Source organism: Bacteroides sp. AF29-11 (assembly GCF_003602895.1).
GTDB classification, from domain to species: domain Bacteria; phylum Bacteroidota; class Bacteroidia; order Bacteroidales; family Bacteroidaceae; genus Bacteroides; species Bacteroides uniformis.
Map to the genome: position 1 here is coordinate 135,040 of NZ_QTLY01000010.1, position 16,987 is coordinate 152,026.

8 protein-coding genes and 1 pseudogene are annotated in these 16,987 nt (G+C 44.7%); 6 read left to right on the forward strand and 3 right to left on the reverse strand.

What is annotated here, in order from left to right:
- Nucleotides 1–9: 9 nt before the first annotated feature.
- Nucleotides 10–780, forward strand: a complete 771-nt coding sequence (locus DWZ03_RS17355; protein WP_034522819.1) for a hypothetical protein — start codon at nt 10–12, stop codon at nt 778–780.
- Nucleotides 781–886: 106 nt separating this feature from the next.
- Nucleotides 887–3,097 carry a glycoside hydrolase family 3 N-terminal domain-containing protein gene (locus DWZ03_RS17360; protein WP_120130457.1) on the forward strand — a complete coding sequence of 737 codons (2,211 nt, stop codon included), beginning with the start codon at nt 887–889 and terminating at the stop codon, nt 3,095–3,097.
- Nucleotides 3,098–3,166: 69 nt separating this feature from the next.
- On the opposite strand, the gene DWZ03_RS17365 is transcribed toward DWZ03_RS17360, so the two are convergent.
- Nucleotides 3,167–3,715 carry an RNA polymerase sigma-70 factor gene (locus DWZ03_RS17365; protein WP_005829791.1) on the reverse strand — a complete coding sequence of 183 codons (549 nt, stop codon included), beginning with the start codon at nt 3,713–3,715 and terminating at the stop codon, nt 3,167–3,169.
- Nucleotides 3,716–3,868: 153 nt separating this feature from the next.
- Between DWZ03_RS17365 and DWZ03_RS17370 the strand changes: the two genes are divergently transcribed.
- The 4 genes and pseudogenes from DWZ03_RS17370 to DWZ03_RS20290 all read left to right on the forward strand — a co-directional run.
- Complete coding sequence (locus DWZ03_RS17370; protein ID WP_057087273.1) at nt 3,869–4,888, forward strand: FecR family protein; 1,020 nt, start codon at nt 3,869–3,871, stop codon at nt 4,886–4,888.
- Between the two features lie 106 nt (nt 4,889–4,994).
- Nucleotides 4,995–8,234, forward strand: coding sequence for a TonB-dependent receptor (locus tag DWZ03_RS17375; protein ID WP_120130458.1), 3,240 nt, complete (start codon nt 4,995–4,997; stop codon nt 8,232–8,234).
- 21 nt (nt 8,235–8,255) lie between these two features.
- Nucleotides 8,256–9,872, forward strand: coding sequence for a RagB/SusD family nutrient uptake outer membrane protein (locus DWZ03_RS17380; RefSeq protein ID WP_009037857.1), 1,617 nt, complete (start codon nt 8,256–8,258; stop codon nt 9,870–9,872).
- Nucleotides 9,873–9,996: 124 nt separating this feature from the next.
- Nucleotides 9,997–11,106: pseudogene (locus tag DWZ03_RS20290) on the forward strand (glycoside hydrolase family 105 protein); the annotation flags it as partial.
- A 1,524-nt stretch (nt 11,107–12,630) separates the two neighbouring features.
- On the opposite strand, the gene DWZ03_RS17390 reads toward DWZ03_RS20290, so the two are convergent.
- Both DWZ03_RS17390 and mdh read right to left on the reverse strand, forming a co-directional pair.
- Complete coding sequence (locus DWZ03_RS17390) at nt 12,631–15,888, reverse strand: S41 family peptidase (RefSeq protein WP_120130460.1); 3,258 nt, start codon at nt 15,886–15,888, stop codon at nt 12,631–12,633.
- 95 nt (nt 15,889–15,983) lie between these two features.
- Nucleotides 15,984–16,925: a malate dehydrogenase gene (mdh, locus tag DWZ03_RS17395; protein ID WP_005829779.1), complete on the reverse strand. Its 942-nt coding sequence runs from the start codon at nt 16,923–16,925 to the stop codon at nt 15,984–15,986.
- Between the last annotated feature and the right edge of the window lie 62 nt (nt 16,926–16,987).

A 16,987-nucleotide genomic window follows, 5' to 3' on the forward strand; every position in this document is an offset into this window, starting at 1 on the left:
AAAGGAAATATGATGAAATTATTCTTGCTTTGGGCTCTTTTGTTGCTGCCGGTCGGGCTGGCAGCAGCACAAGAGATAAAAATGTCACAAACAGCTCCATTGGAACAAGTTTATGGAGAAACAGTAGAAGATGATGCCTTACTGCCCATGAATGAACTGGATATGGATTTCGGCTATGCCCTCTATGAGACAACCGTTGATGTGGAAGAAGAGAATCCCACACTAACTATTGAAAACGTACGGGATTATGCTGTGGTCTATGCAGACGGCAAACTGCAAGGATATTTAAAAGATAGCAGTAAAAGTCTGAAAACCAATCTACCGATAGGTATACACAAACTTAGTATCTATACTGAAAATATCGGACGTATTACCTATGGCCCTGAAATTCTGGACAATTCAAAAGGTATCTACGGCAGCATAACATTGGGAAAGAAAGATTTAGAAGGCTGGAAGATGACCCCATTGGAAATTAAGGAATGCGATGTGGCCGGAATAACTTTCAAAGAAGGCGCCTCCTCCATCCCCTGCTTCCGTAAAGGTTGTGTCACAGTAAGCAACCCGGCACAAGAGACCTTTCTTGACGTGTCCGGCTGGGGAATGGGAGAAGTCTGGATAAACGGGCAATACTTGGGTGCCTACTGGGAAGAAAATGCAGAAAAGACCCTGGAGATACCTGCCGGTGCTCTGATAGCAGGTAATAATGAAATAGTGGTATTTGAACTAAAAAATAACGAACAAGCTTCCATGACACTAACCGATAAGCCTATTTTCAAATAAGCCCTTGCATGTACTTGTTTATATTCCTTAAAAAAACGACCTTTGTGTAGGAGCAGATTCCGAAAAACGTGTCTTATTTAATGAGAATAGCATAATTATATATATCATGAAGAAACTAACATTTATCAGTTGCCTCCTTTTAAGTGGTTGCCTGGCCGGAGCAATGGCTGCAGACAAAAAGCAACCCATCTACAAAGATGCCAAAGCTCCCATTGAGGAGCGTGTGAATGACCTGGTCAGCAGAATGACGCTGGAAGAAAAGGTACAACAACTCAACCAGTACACTTTGGGGCGGAATAACAACGAGAACAATCGTGGTGAGGAAGTAAAAAAAATTCCTGCCACACTAGGCTCCCTCATTTATTTTGATGAAGATGCCAATCTGCGTAACGAGGCTCAGAGAAAAGCAATGGAAGAATCACGTCTGGGTATCCCCATCCTTTTCGGATACGACGTCATTCACGGGTTCCGTACCATTTATCCCATCTCTTTGGGACAAGCATGTTCTTGGAATCCCCAATTGGTAGAACAAGCATGTGCCGTTGCCGCCCAGGAAGCACGCATGTCCGGGGTAGACTGGACTTTTTCCCCTATGATTGACGTGGCAAGAGACGGACGCTGGGGACGTGTTGCAGAGGGCTATGGCGAAGACCCTTATACCAATGCTGTATTCGGTGTCGCATCCATCAAAGGATACCAAGGTGAAGACATGTCCGACAGCAAGCGAGTAGCCGCCTGCCTTAAACATTATATCGGATACGGCGCTTCTGAAGCAGGACGTGACTATGTTTATACGGAAATCTCCAATCAGACTCTGTGGGACACCTATATTCCTCCCTATGAAGCTGGCGTAAAAGCCGGTGCCGCTACTTTAATGAGTTCATTCAATGACATCAGCGGCACTCCCGGAAGCGCCAACCATTACACGATGACAGAAATTCTGAAGAACCGTTGGAAACACGACGGCTTTGTTGTTTCAGACTGGTCTGCAGTACCGCAACTTATTGACCAGGGCCATGCTGCCGACCGCAAAGAAGCTGCCCGTCTGGCTTTCAACGCCGGCCTAGAAATGGACATGATGGGGCATTGCTATGACAGGCATATGGCAAAGCTGGTGGAAGAAGGTAAAATAAGCATGCAACTGGTGGACGATGCAGTAAAACGCGTGCTCCGTATCAAATTCCGCCTTGGACTTTTTGACAATCCCTACACCCCGACATCTACAGAAAAAGAGCGCTTCCTCCTTCCACAAAGCCTGGCTATTGCAGAGAAACTGGCAGAAGAGAGCATTGTTCTACTGAAGAATGAAAACAAGGTACTCCCTCTGGCAAACGGGAACAAGCCAACTATCGCCGTCATGGGGCCTCTGGTAGAAAACTATGCCGAGCTCCTGGGGTCATGGTATGGACATGGACATGCAGAAGATGTCCTCCCCATCAAAAAGGCACTGGATGCAGAATTTGCAGGCAAGGCTGAACTGATTTATACCGAGGGTTGTGATTTCGACGGTAACGACACTTCCAAATTCAGTGAGGCACTGGCTGTAGCCCGGAAAGCAGATATCATTCTACTCTGTATGGGTGAAAAGAAAAAGTGGAGTGGCGAAAACGCATCGCGTTCCATCATAGAACTGCCTGCCATTCAAGAGGAATTCATTGCTGAAATGAAGAAAGCAGGCAAACCGATTGTTCTGGTACTGGCTAACGGACGTCCTTTGGGACTCTCTAAAGTGGAACCTCTCTGTGACGCCATCGTTGAAATGTGGCAACCGGGAGTACCTGGCGGTAAACCATTGGCAGGTGTCTTGTCCGGCCGGGTAAATCCTTCGGGCAAGCTTTCCATTACTTTTCCACGTTCCACCGGACAGATTCCAATCTATTACAATCAGCGCAAAACAGCCCGTCCACAAAGTGGCAAATATCAAAACATCCCCTCTACCCCACTGTATGAATTCGGATACGGCTTGAGTTATACCACCTTTAATTATGGTAATATCAACTTGCCCAAAGAAACCATCAGACGCGGTGAAAAGTTGGTAATGGAAATCCCAGTCACCAATGTAGGCAAACGTGACGGTGCAGAAGTGGTGCATTGGTTTATCTCAGACCCATTTAGCACGATTACCCGTCCATGCAAAGAGTTGAAGCACTTCGAAAAACAACTAATTAAAGCAGGTGAAACACATATATTCCGCTTTGAAATAGACCCGATGCGTGATCTTGGTTTTGTAAATGCCAATGGTGAACATTTCCTTGAAAATGGAGAATATTATGTAATAGTGAAAGACCAGAAAGTAAAATTCACGGTTATAGATTAATCTTCTTTTTATATTGCAGGCCATCCTCCTTTCATCATTCTAAAAGACAGATGGCCTGCAATTTCTATTTTAGAACAAATAAGTATACTGTTCTCCTAAAAATTTCTTGATATGCTTCAAGGCTTTGGTTATTTGGGCCTCCACCGTCTTGACAGAAATACCCATTTCCCCGGCAATTTCTTGATTAGTCTTCCCTTCCTCCCTACTTTTGCGATAAACCTGCCCACATTTGTCTGGAAGGGAACAAACAGCTTCTTCAATCAATCGATTCAGTTCTTCCATCTCCACCGAAGTATCAGCAGCAAGAGCATATCCATATTCTTCTCCTCCCTCGATGGGAACCGTATCCTTTTCATCGCGTAAAGCATTCAGGCAACGATTACGTGCAGACTGGAAAAGATAAGCCTTGAATGAGATTTTAAGAGTCAAGTCGGCCCTACCCTCCCACAAATTCATAAAGATAGAAAGGGCCAGTTCTTCTATCTCCTGCTTGTCTCTCAGATAAAGGGACATGAAGCGGCAGAGTGAAACAAAATAAGTATCGAAAAGGTGCTTGAAAGCCTTCTCGTCATCTTGTTTGATTAACTGTAACAATAGGATATCATCTTCTGCAGGCATATCGAAGTTATATTAGATAAGGGCTTCTTGAGCGGCAAAGATACTAATATTATTTGTTCCTCGAAATTTATTAAAAAAATAATTGGAATCGGAATAAGGGTTAAACTCAAGTGATGTGTCATATAAGTGAAGGCCTATAAAAACATCGTGATCATGAAAAAAAGTGTTCCTTGGAATTTAATCATTCCTAAGTTGAAACAGGAAATTTCCGCAGACGAAGAGCGGCAATTGGAGACTTGGTTACGCAGCAGTAACAACGAAGCGTTATTCAAGGAATTGCAACTGTTATGGGAAAAAATTCAGGCAAATGTAGAAAACTACACGCCCAATACCGAATATTATTGGAATGAACTTGTCAACCGTATGCACGCCAGCGAGCCTAAGCAGACTGCAAAACCTGCAAAGAAACGCTTCGAACTGAAACGGATATACCGCTACGCAGTAGCTGCATGTATAGCTGTTGCCATCGGTTGCTCATTCTACATAGGATTCCTTAACGGACAGCCTGAAGCCATGCCGCAGTTATACTCTAATTTGTCGGGTAAGTCTAAGGTTCTCCTTCCTGACGGAAGCGAAGTATGGATGCATACAGAGACCTCTTTGCAATACGAATCACAAATGAATAAGGATGAGCGTATCGTAAATGTAACTGGTGAAGCTTACTTCGATGTAGCACACGATGCAGACAAACCTTTTATCGTGCAGACAGAAGGTATGCGTATCGTAGTTCACGGAACCAAATTCAATGTCGATGCATTCCCCGGTTCGGAAAATACATTGGTGAGTTTGGTAGAAGGGTCCGTCTCTTTGGAAACCGAGACAGAGAACCGTTTCCTCAAACCGGGCGAAACAGCTACTTTTAATCGGAAAACCCTGACACTTAAGGTAGAAAAAGATGATGTACATTTTGCCTCTTCGTGGGCAAATACACAACTCGTATTCAGAAACCGTTCATTGGGAGACATTTGCAAACTGCTTTCTAAATGGTATCGGGTAAAGATAGACGTGGATCCTACATTATCCAATAAATATTTCTATACGTTTACGTTGCGTAGCGAACCGCTGGACGAAATACTCCGCATCATGGCACGCATCCAACCTATGAAATATACCTTTAACGAAGAGAATGAGTTGACAATTTCGTTTGCAGACACAAAACAAAAAGTAAAATGAAACAGTAACAAAATTAAAAACTTATGCCAAACAAATGAGAAATGCACATTATTTAATAATTAACGAAAAGTAAACACCTACATTAATCTTTAAATTTAAGACAATTATGAATATAAGAAAACAACTCATCATTCTTATACTGGTATTTCTATGTGCCCCGGTTTCTGCACAAAAGAAAGAGAAACTGATCACACTGAAGTTCACAAATATCCCATTATCAGAGGCTATGCCAAAAGTGGAAAAGCAAAGCGGATACACTTTCTTCTATGAATCGCAGCAAATAGACATCAAACAGAAAGTCAGCTTGAATGTTAAGAATGAAACTATTAATAAGACAATAGCAGCCTTATTGAAAGGGACCAATGTTAAATTTGAAATCGACGCAACACACATTATTTTATATACCGGAAAGAATAACAAGGCAATATCCGGACAACCACAGAACATCTCTGGTACAGTAATTGACGAAAGTGGTGAACCGATTATCGGAGCAAATGTCATGGTGGAAGGAACCAGTACTGGTGTCATTACAGATCTTGACGGAAAATACACAATCAACGCACCGGCAGGGAGTAATCTCAAAATCTCCTATATCGGTTATGTGACACAGACTGTAAAAGCTGGTAGAAACAGTACCGTAAAGTTAGTGGAAGACAGTAAAACACTGGCAGAAGTCGTGGTAATCGGCTATGGTACACAGCGTAAGTCCGACCTGACTGGAGGTCTGGTATCAGTAGACCAGAAGAAACTGAACATGATAAATAGCAGTAACTTGATGGACCGTCTCGCAGGACAAATTCCGGGCTTAAGCGTAACTACTGGTGATGCGAAACCGGGGGCAGACCAAACCCTCCGTGTACGTGGTGAAAACTCATTAAGTGCTGACAATGCACCGCTCATTGTATTGGACGGTATTCCTTACAATGGTTCTTTGAGTGATATTGACCCAAACATCATCGAAAGCCTTAGTGTCTTGAAAGATGCTTCCGCAGCAGCTATCTACGGCTCACGCGGTTCCAATGGTGTTATCTTGATTCAATCAAAGAAAGGCAAGAAAGGTGCACCCCAAGTTACATACAAAGGGCAGTTCAGAATGTCGCAACCCCAACAGACTATTGATGTGATGACTCCAGACGAATACATCACATTTAAACAAGACATTGCACGCCTGAAAGATGGATGGAGCGGAGACCAATTGGCTCCTGAGAATATTCTGAGTGCCAGCGAACTTATAAATTACAAGAAAGGCGTTACAAACGACTGGCAGGACTATATTTTCCGCAATGCATTTACCATGGAACATCAAGTAGGCATTTCCGGAGGTACTGAAAGCACCACTTATATGGGGGCAGTTTCCTATCTGGATCAAGAAGGTGTAGTCTACAATTCTGCGATGAAACGTTACAATATCAATTTGAATGTCACACAAGTATTAAACAAATGGCTGACTATTGGTATACAGACCCAATTTATTCAAAGAGATGGCGGTGGTATAACCCCGAATATTGAACATGCTGTAAAGCAAAGTCCTTATGGTATCTACAAAGATGAAAACGGCAAGTATTATGAAGAACCTATGGACCAATCCCTGATTATTAACCCGATGGCCAATGTCAATGCCGACCAAGATCAAACAAGACGTAACTTCTTCATCAACACCTATGCTGACATTCTGTTGCCGGTAAAAGGTCTTTCAGCCCGTACAACCTTTGGTTACAACTATCGTAGCGACTTTACCGGCACATACTATGGCCGTGACACCAAAGACGGTAGAACAGCCAGCGGAAAAGCCAGCATCAACAATGAACACTACTGGGATTACACTTGGGAAAATCTGCTCAAATATAATCGTGAATTTGGCAAGCACCGTTTCGACGCTACAGGTTTGTTCAGTGTACAACAAACTCAGAAAAAGACTTCCAAGTCAAGTGCCGAAAGTTTTGTAAACGATGATTCCAGTTATCATAACATCAATGCAGGTGAAAAGAATAAAACCGTAAGTTCTGGTTTATCAGAAACCTCGATGCTGTCTTATATGCTTCGCTTGAATTATTCATATGCAGGAAAATATATGTTGACCCTGACCGGACGTTCCGACGGTTATTCTGCCTTCGGTGCAAACAACAAGTATGCATTCTTCCCGTCAGTGGCTGCTGCATGGAACATTGCTTCCGAAAGTTTTATGGAAAATACACAAAACTGGCTGGACCAATTGAAGCTCCGCGTATCTTATGGTTCTAACGGTAACCAAGCCATCAACCCCTATCAGACATTGGACCGTCTGCACCTCACAAACTATATCTGGGGTGACGGTGGAGCAGGTGTCAACGGTGCTTATCTGGCCAACGACGGTGTCGGAAATCCGAATCTAAAGTGGGAAACAACCCAAACATTCAACGTCGGTATCGACTATTCATTCTTCAACGGCCGTATCAACGGTAACATTGAAATGTATGTCGCCAACACAAAAGACTTGCTGATGAAACGTACTGTTCCTATCATGAACGGCTATAAAACCATTTGGGATAATGTGGGTAAAACACGCAATAAAGGTGTTGAATTTACCTTGAACACCGTCAACATACGTAATAAGGACTTCGAATGGAGCACCGGAATCATCTTTTCACTGAACCGTGACAAGATTGTAGACCTACGTGGTGACAAAAAAGATGATATCACCAATAAATGGTTCATCGGCAAACCCTTGCGAGTTTACTACGACTATGACGTCGACGGCATCTGGCAGGAAGGTGACAAATTCACCTATACCGCAGCAGACGGTACAGAAAAAGAGATCCAAAAAGGTGCCAAACCAGGTTCTGCCAAAGTGAAAGATGCAGACGGAAACGGTTATATTGACTCCAATGACAAAGTTATCATCGGTTCAAAGAATCCAAGCTTCCTCATGTCTATGAGCAATACATTGACTTACAAGAACTTTTACTTGTCATTCCTACTGAATGGAACCTTCAAAGTTACACGTGAGTTGAACGAAGCCAATATCGGAAGTTGGAGTTACAACTTATACAACTATCTGCATAATGCCGATTACTGGACACCGGAACACACCAATTCCAAATATGCTTCTCCAGCATATAACAACTTCGACGGACACAGCTATTACAAAGACTTTACATACATCCAAATAAAGAATATCACTTTAGGATACAATTTTGAAAAGAATTTTGTAAAGAAATTGGGACTGAGCGGTTTGGGAGTCAATATCAGTGTGGAGAATCCTTATACATTCTGTGACATACGCAGCGTATTGAACTATGACAACAGTTGGTTTGCCTCTTACCCGACTGCACGTTCCTACGTACTTGGACTGAACTTATCATTCTAAACTTACTTAAATATATATACAATGAAAAATTATATATCAAAAGCAACTCTAGCTCTGTTAGTAGCTCTGTCTGCTACCGGTTGCTCTGACTTTCTGGATGAGAAACTGAAAAGTGAACTAGCTCCGGACAACACATATACAAGTTCCTATGGTTTCGAAGTAGGTTCTACCGGACTTTATGCCGAAGCACGCTCTGAATACAACACTTGGGGTGAAAACGGTGCCTTCATGCACAATGCCGCTTGCCCTTACGAAGCATTACAGATTGCCACTGACCTTGCTACCATGGGTACCAAAGACGGTTCTATCCAACCGTTCGGTTTCTTGACATTAACTCCAAATACCGGTATTGTAGGCTCCTACTGGAACTGGGCTTATAGTCTGATTGCAGGAGCCAATGAGATGTTGAAATACTCGGAAATAAACACGAACTGGGATAATAGCACAGACAAGGCGCTCTATCAGGCAGAATCACGTTTTTTCCGCGCCTATGCATACCGTACATTGGTTTATCTGTATGGAGACGTTCCTTATGTAGACAAGATTCAAGATCAGTTCAGAATCGATTTTACCCGTACACCGAAGGAAGAGGTTATTGCCCACATGGTAGAAGACCTTCAGTTTGCTGTCGAGAACCTGCCTACTGACCCTGATGCCGTAAAAGTCGGCAAGCTGACCAAATGGGCGGCAGAACACTTACTAAGTGAGGTTTACTTGATGCAGGGTGATTATGCAAAGGCTGAAACTGCTGCAGAGAATGTCATCAACAGCGGATATTTCCACTTGATGGAAGACCGCTTCGGTGAAAAGGCAAAAGCAAACGGCGATGTGTTCTCCGACCTATTCGTTGAAAACAACCAAAATCGCACATCCGGCAATATGGAAAGCATTTGGGTCATGCAGTTTGAATATAACACTACTGGTGGCGGTACAAATTCCGATGACTGGACACGCCGTGCCTGGGAACCCAAATACTTCGAGATTACCGGTTTTGTTTTGGCAGACTCACTGGGTGGCCGCGGCTTGTCGCAATTGGTACCAATGAAATGGTGGATTGGAGAAGATACCGGTTTCTTTGATGAAGAAGACATTCGTAATTCCGAATACAACATCAAACGTAACTGGTATTACAACAACGAGAACATGCCCGACCTTTATGGTAAAAAAGCCACGATTACAGACGAAACATGGTTTACCACCTTCCGTCTTTATCCGGCTCTGACAAAATTCTTCTATGGCCGTTCCGAAAACCTTTCTTTGACCGGTTCCTACCGTGACCGCATGAAGTTCCGTTTGTCCGAGACTTATCTCTTACTCTGCGAAGCAAGGTTGGGGTTGAACGATATTTCAGGTGCCCGCGAAGCAATCAATGTTGTACGCCGTCGCGCACATGCTCCTGAAATTACGGACAGTGAAATGACCATGGACTTCTTGCTGGACGAACGTATCCGCGAGTTGGTAGGTGAAGAATCACGCCGCTTTACCTTATGCCGTACCGGCAAATTATTGGAGCGTACCCGCAAATACAATACAGAATCGGGGCCCGTTATGCGTGATTACCACACATTATGGCCGATTCCTCAGAGCATAATCGATTCAAATACGGGTGCAGAATTCCCGCAAAACGAAGGATATTAACAGCACAAAGACAAAATAAAACACGAATAAAGGTAAAAAGATAGTTTTCAAGATTCTCATAAAGGGAATTGTCCGCGTCCATTGAGAACAAAGGCAATTCCCTTAATTTTATCAATAAACAATCATGAAGATACACAGACAATTAACAGCAGCAGCCTTTCTGTTTATCAGTATGGCAATCATGGCACAAGTGCCATTCAGCAAAAAGGAAGTAAAAGAGAAAATGAAGCAAGTGGCAGACTGGCAAATTTCCAATCCTAACACTGCCCACGAACACCACGACCTGGATTGGACCAATGGAGCACTTTATGTAGGTATGGTAGATTGGGCTAAACTGGCAGAAGAGGAGTACAATGACAGCACCTACTATCAATGGCTCTATAAAATAGGAAGACGAAACTGCTGGCAACCCCATCAGCGGTTGTACCATGCAGACGATATAACCGTTTCCCAATCATTCATTGACTTATACCGTAAATATAAAAAAGAGGAAATACTGGCTCCTACCCTGGCACGTACGGAATGGATTGTCAACCATCCATCCAACGGTACATTCAAACTGGAGTATGGTGACAACAAAACCCTAGAACGCTGGACCTGGTGTGATGCCTTGTTTATGGCCCCCCCGGTTTATGCCAAGCTATACCGTGAAACCAACAACCGGAAATACCTCCAATTCATGGACAATGAATACCGGGCTACCTACGAATACCTATTCGATAAGGAAGAGAACCTTTTCTACCGCGATTGGCATTATTTCGGTAAAAAAGAAGCCAATGGCAAAAAGGTGTTCTGGGGACGTGGAAATGCCTGGGTACTGGCCGGTCTGGCAGAAGTATTGCAGGAGTTGCCCAAAGGCTTGATGGAACGCGCTTATTACGAAGAACTGTTTATCCGGTTATGCACACGTATCGCCGGATTGCAGAACGAAGACGGTTATTGGCATGCCAGCCTTCTGGATCCGGCTTCTTATCCTTCTCCCGAAACCAGTTCCACCGGTTTCTTTGTATATGCGTTGGCCTATGGCGTAAATGCGGGACTCTTGAGTGAAGACGATTTCATGCCAGTCATTATAAAAGGCTGGAAGGCACTGACCGATGCTGTAGATGCAAGCGGTAAACTTGGCTGGGTACAGCCTATCGGTGCCGACCCCCGTAAAGTGACGCGTGACATGACAGAAGTTTACGGTGTCGGTGCGTTTCTTGCAGCAGGATGCCAGATATACAAGATGGCTGTAGATACGGAAGCTGATTATATAAAAATCTGGCCAGACAGAAAAACCATGCAGGGAAACCCTTTAAGTGGTTGGGTTGTTTATGCAAATGAGAATGTCAGCGATGACTTCTGGAAGAAATACGACCATATCTATGTACCGGAAAAAGGAACAACCGTGAAAATCTCCGATTATGCACGCGCACTCTATATCCGTACGCATTGGAGTACCTTCAATCCCGCCGAAGGAGTCTACGGCTGGGATACCAACGAAAAGTTGAAAAAAGTAATTCAAGGGGCACTCGACAGAGGTATGCGTCTCTCTTTCCGTGTAGTTGTCGACAGCCGCGACCGAAAAAATGAAGCCACTCCGGCCTATGTATTCGATGCAGGAGCCAAATACTATACAGACAATGGAAAACGCTCTCCCTATCCTGATGACCCTATCTTCCAGGAGAAATATGCAAAGTTCATAGAAGCATTTGCCCAAAAATACAATGATCCTGACCTGGTGGAATTTATAGACGGCTACGGTCTTGGCAAATGGGGTGAGGCACACACTATGAAGTACATTGACCCCAAGAACCGGGAAGCTGTGTTCAATTGGATTACAGACCTCTACGTCAAACACTTCACCAAAGTACCTTTAGTTATCAACTACCATCGTTGGATGGGTGCAGGCAAAGACTGGGCAGGTGAGGAGAATTTTGATCCCGATAGTAAACGCTTGTTGGACAGCGCTTGCGAGAAAGGCTTTTCCTTACGTCATGATGCTTTCGGAATGAGAGAGTATTACGGCCAGTGGGAGCGAAACTATGTGAAACCTTGGATTATGAAACGCCCGGTTCTACTGGAAGGTGGATGGATTGTGAGCAAGCACCCTTATCACAATGACCCGAGCGGTTACAAAACAGCCAAAGATGTGCGTATCGGAGAATTTGAAGACGGTCAGGAAGCTCATGTCAACATGATGGATTTCCGTGTAGGAGACGAAACCATGAGTTGGTTCCGTGATGCCTATCCTTTGGTTGAGCGTTTCATCTCCGAAGGAGGTTATCGTTTATATCCCGATTCCATTGTAGTTCCCAAAGAAATGAAGAGTGGTTCAAGAATAAAGATAGTACATCGCTGGAACAACTTAGGCTGGGGATATTGCCCAACCAATATACCACAATGGAACCAAAAGTATAAAGTAGCTTTCGCATTATTGAACCAAGACAATCAAGTAGTCTACTCTTATCTGGACAACAATACTGATTTATCCGTCTGGATAAAAGGCTATCCCACTTCCTATGAGTTCACTCCCAAACTTCACGGGGTAAAAAAAGGAACCTATACCTGGGCAGTAGCTTTAGTCGATACAACCAAAGGCAATGGAAGCAATGTTAAGGGGCTGGATATCTCTGCCAAGGGAACCTTCACTAATTCTGGTTGGTTAAAACTGTCAGAAGTAACTGTAAAATAAATAAGACACCCCATCGACTTTATAAACAAGAGGCTGAATTCAAGATTGAATTCAGCCTCTTGTTTATAAAGTCCAATCCATCTATTTCTTTTGCGGCAACCTCTTCAGCAAGTGGTCCACCGCCGCTTTCAGCTGTGCATCTTCTCCCTTCAAAACAGCTTCCGGTTCATTATAGACCAGGATATCAGGCTGCAACGTGCGGTTCTCCAGATAGTTGCCCTGCATATCCATGCAACCTACCTGCGGAATACCGAATACAATACTTGGATCGATCTGGCTTTCCCACCAGACAGCAGTCATGGTTCCTGCCACGGGAGCACCTATCAGCTTACCGATACCCAACGTCTTGTACACAAAAGGAGTACCGTGGGCATTGCTGTAATTATCCTCGCAAACCAACATACACGAAGGTTTCAGCCATCTATCAAAAGGATCGCTGCCGATGTACTGGCCGCGCGGCACAAAGCGTTCATACTCCTTGCCGCTAAGTAACGTCGCTACTTGTTCGTGCAGCCATCCGCCTCCGTTATGGCGGGTATCCACCACAACAGCCTCTTTCTTACGACTGCTTTCGCTCAACAAATCGGAGTAAATCTTACGGAAGCTCGGACTATCCATACCTTTGATGTGAATATAAGCAATGCGCCCACCGGAATATTCATCCACCTTCTTGCGACAGTTTTCCACCCAGCGCTTATACAACAGCTCATTCTGGGCACCGTAAGATATGGGCTTCAAGGTTTCTTCAAACCGCTTGCCGGTAGCAGGATCATAGACCGAGAGAATCACCTTGCGCCCTGCCTTACCTTCGAGTAACGGGAAATAATCGGCACCTGCCTTAATGGCAACACCATCCACTTTTTCGATAATACACCCCGATTTGACATCCGTCTTTTTCTTCGTCAATGGACTTTGAGCTATAATTTCTTTAATCTTCAATCCATCGCCCGCATAAGCTTCATCATAGAATACACCCAAAGCAGCCGTAGGAAGTGCTGCGCCCGAAGCATAATAACGTGCTCCCGTATGAGAACCGTTCAATTCACCCAGCATCTCACTCAGCATTTCCGCAAAATCGTAGTTATTGTTGATATACGGCAAGAAGCGCTTATAGGTTTCTTTGTATCCGTTCCAGTCCGTACCCTGCAAGTCTGCCACATAGAACTTATCATTTACCTGCTGCCAGATGTGGTCGAAGATATATTCACGCTCACCGTAAGGACGGTAATCGAAGAAAGCCTCAAATTCAATTGGAGAAATCTTGCTGCCTTCAATCTCTATCTTCTTCATTCCGTCGCGGGCACAAAGGAAGATATTCTTCCCTTCCTTGTCAGGCTGCAAAGCGCCTGCACCTACTTTCTTCAAAAGAACTTTTGTAACATTCTCTTTCAGATTGTGCTCCCAAAGATCGTACCCATCCTCAAAAACAGACAGATAATAGAGTTTATCCCCTTTAGCAGAAAGCATGGCATCTGCCATATGCGAGGAATTGACGGTCAGGCGTACAATACGGTCAAAGCGGTTTGCGAGATCGAACTTCAACGGCTCTACCTTTTTCTCCTTATCTTTGTCGGCATCCTCTTTTTTCTTCTTGGCATCCTTTTCGTCTTTCTTCCCGGCTTTTTCCTTCTCTGCCTTCTCCACTTCCTCAAGCAAAGTGGTTTCTTCCTTGTTCATCAAGAAACGGTCGTATGCTTCAGCATCAAAGAACATGATATAAGTATCGTCTTCGGCTCCCCAACTGCCGTGGCTGCGATACCCCGCACGGTCACTGGTCCAAATCATGGCTTTTCCACCCAATACCCATTTGGCATTGCCATCGTTGTATCCGCTCTCGGTCAGGTTCACCATTTCACCCTTGCCATCGGCATTCAGCAGCACAACATCTTTGTTGTTCCATCCACCTACACCGATATAGTCCGAAAGAATCCATTTGCTGTCCGGACTCCACTGAAACCACTGGTCACCGTCCGAATAAGAGTATTGATACTTGCCATCCATAACGGTACGCACATCCTTTGTCTTCAAATTGATGACACGGATGGTGCTGCGGTTTTCGAGAAAGGCAATCTCTTTACCGTCAGGGCTGTATTGGGGTTGGAAAGAAGCGGCATCCGAGTTTGTCAAGCGTTCTTCCTTCAGCTCTGTGGCATAGGTAAACAGCTTTTCATCCTTACGCACAATCGTCGAAGTGTAAAGTTGCCAAAGCCCGCCACGTTCGGAAGCATAAACCAGTGTCCGCCCATCGGGGGCAAAGTCTACGGTACGTTCCTGACAAGGAGTATTCGTTATCTGCTTCGTAGTCTTATATTCCACTGAAGTGACGTAGACATCGCCGCGCAAAACGAAAGCCACTTCCTTACCATCCGGAGACACTGCCATTTCCGTGGCACCGCTACTCTTAATCTGGCGGATAATATCCTTGTCGTTTCTGTCGGAAACAATGCTGATGTTCACCTTTTGCGCTTCTCCACCGGGAAGCAGGGTGTAAATCTCACCATCAAATCCATAGCACAACCTTCCGTCCGTAGCGGCACTGAGATAGCGTACCGGATTTTTGGTATAGTGCGTCAACTGCACGGCCTTCGCATCTCCGGGAGTACGTCGGTAGATATTGAAAGAGCCGTTTTCCTCACTCAGATAGTAGAATGTTTTTCCATCAGGAGCCCAAACCGGTTCACGGTCTTCTCCTCCGAAAGTGGTCAGCTGGCGGTACTGCGGTTCTTTTCCCGGAGTATACATCCAGATGTCACGGGCAATGGGCGATACGTGATGTTTACGCCAGTAGTCCTCGTAACCTTTCTTATCTTGATACAACATCGCTCCCTCCTTATTGATGGAGATGCACTCCATAGGCATGGACGAAATCATCGTCGGGCGCCCTCCCTCCACTGATACTCGATAGACCTGATTGAACTGCCCGTTAGAGGGAAAGACAACAGCCTCGGCAGACGGCATGATGCCCGCAGAGAACAAGACATGTCCGGCTTCTGTAAAAGCAAGCGGCGTTTCGCTTCCCGAGTGGGTAGTCAGCCGTCGTGGTTCGCCTCCGTCTTTGGCCACAATGTAGACGTCCAGGCTTCCCATACGGTCCGAAGCAAAAGCAATCCGCTTACTGTCCGGACTCCATACCGGAGCCGTATCATATGCAGGATTGGTAGTTATCTGCATGGCACGTCCACCGGCAACCGGCACCGTATAGATGTCTCCTTTATACGTAAAAGCAATGGTGGTCCCATCGGGAGAGATGACACTATGACGCATCCACAGCGGAGCATCCTGCGCAAAAGTAAAACCAGCCAGGCAAACGGCAGCAATACCTAATAGTAGTTTTTTCATAATGATTCTTGTTTTTGGAGAATAAAAAAAACCTCACGACTTTTCCTTTCGGAAAAAGACCGTGAGGTTTGCTTATCATTTTAAGTTACCCTCAATTAGAGAGCACCTACTTCCTTCAAAGCGGCATTTGTCTTGTGAACGGCAGCAGCGCTGGCAGCAAATTTAGCTTTTTCGTCAGCAGTCAGTTCCAGTTCAACGATTTTCTCGATACCGTTCTTGCCAAGGATTACGGGAACACCGATACAGATGTCTGATTCACCGTATTCTCCTTCCAGATATACTGAACAAGGAATCATCTTCTTCTGGTTGTGGATGATAGACTCAACGACATAAGCGCCTGCCGCACCCGGAGCATACCATGCAGAAGTACCCAGCAACTTAGTCAGTGTAGCACCACCTACCATAGTAGAAGCTACCACTTCGTTCAGTTTTTCTTCGCTCAGCAGTGTGCTTACCGGCTGTCCTTTGTAAGTAGCCAGACGAGCCAACGGAATCATGGTAGTATCACCGTGACCACCGATAACCATGCCTTCCACTTCGTTGGCGTTGCAGCCCAAAGCCTGAGACAAGAAATATTTGAAACGAGAGCTGTCCAAAGCACCACCCATACCGATGATACGGTTCTTCGGCAAGCCCAGAGACTTCAATGACAGATAAGTCATGGTATCCATCGGGTTGGAGATAACCACAAGGATAGCATTCGGAGAATATTTCAAGATGTTCTGTGCAACCGACTTAACGATACCTGCATTAACACCGATCAATTCTTCACGAGTCATACCCGGTTTACGGGGAATACCGGAAGTAATCACTACAACGTCGGAGTTGGCAGTCTTCTCATAATCGTTGGTACAACCTACAACAGTGGTGTCGAAGCCCAGCAGTTGAGCAGTCTGCATCATATCCATTGCCTTACCTTCTGAAACGCCTTCTTTCACGTCCAGCATTACCACTTCGTCAGCCACTTCATTAAAGGCTAACACATTAGCGCATGTAGCACCTACGTTACCTGCACCTACTACGGTTACTTTTGACATAATTTCTAAAGTTTTTTGTTTATAAGTGTTCTTTAAAGATGACGCAAAAGTACAGCGAACTT

Bases quoted from the DNA above. Each gene is read 5' to 3' on its own strand.
- DWZ03_RS17355 (WP_034522819.1), top strand. From the start codon at position 10: ATGATGAAATTATTCTTGCTTTGGGCTCTTTTGTTGCTGCCGGTCGGG.
- mdh (WP_005829779.1), bottom strand. From the start codon at position 16,925: ATGTCAAAAGTAACCGTAGTAGGTGCAGGTAACGTAGGTGCTACATGC.
- DWZ03_RS17370 (WP_057087273.1), top strand. From the start codon at position 3,869: ATGAAAAAAAGTGTTCCTTGGAATTTAATCATTCCTAAGTTGAAACAG.
- DWZ03_RS17375 (WP_120130458.1), top strand. From the start codon at position 4,995: ATGAATATAAGAAAACAACTCATCATTCTTATACTGGTATTTCTATGT.
- DWZ03_RS17365 (WP_005829791.1), bottom strand. From the start codon at position 3,715: ATGCCTGCAGAAGATGATATCCTATTGTTACAGTTAATCAAACAAGAT.
- DWZ03_RS17390 (WP_120130460.1), bottom strand. From the start codon at position 15,888: ATGAAAAAACTACTATTAGGTATTGCTGCCGTTTGCCTGGCTGGTTTT.
- DWZ03_RS17360 (WP_120130457.1), top strand. From the start codon at position 887: ATGAAGAAACTAACATTTATCAGTTGCCTCCTTTTAAGTGGTTGCCTG.
- DWZ03_RS17380 (WP_009037857.1), top strand. From the start codon at position 8,256: ATGAAAAATTATATATCAAAAGCAACTCTAGCTCTGTTAGTAGCTCTG.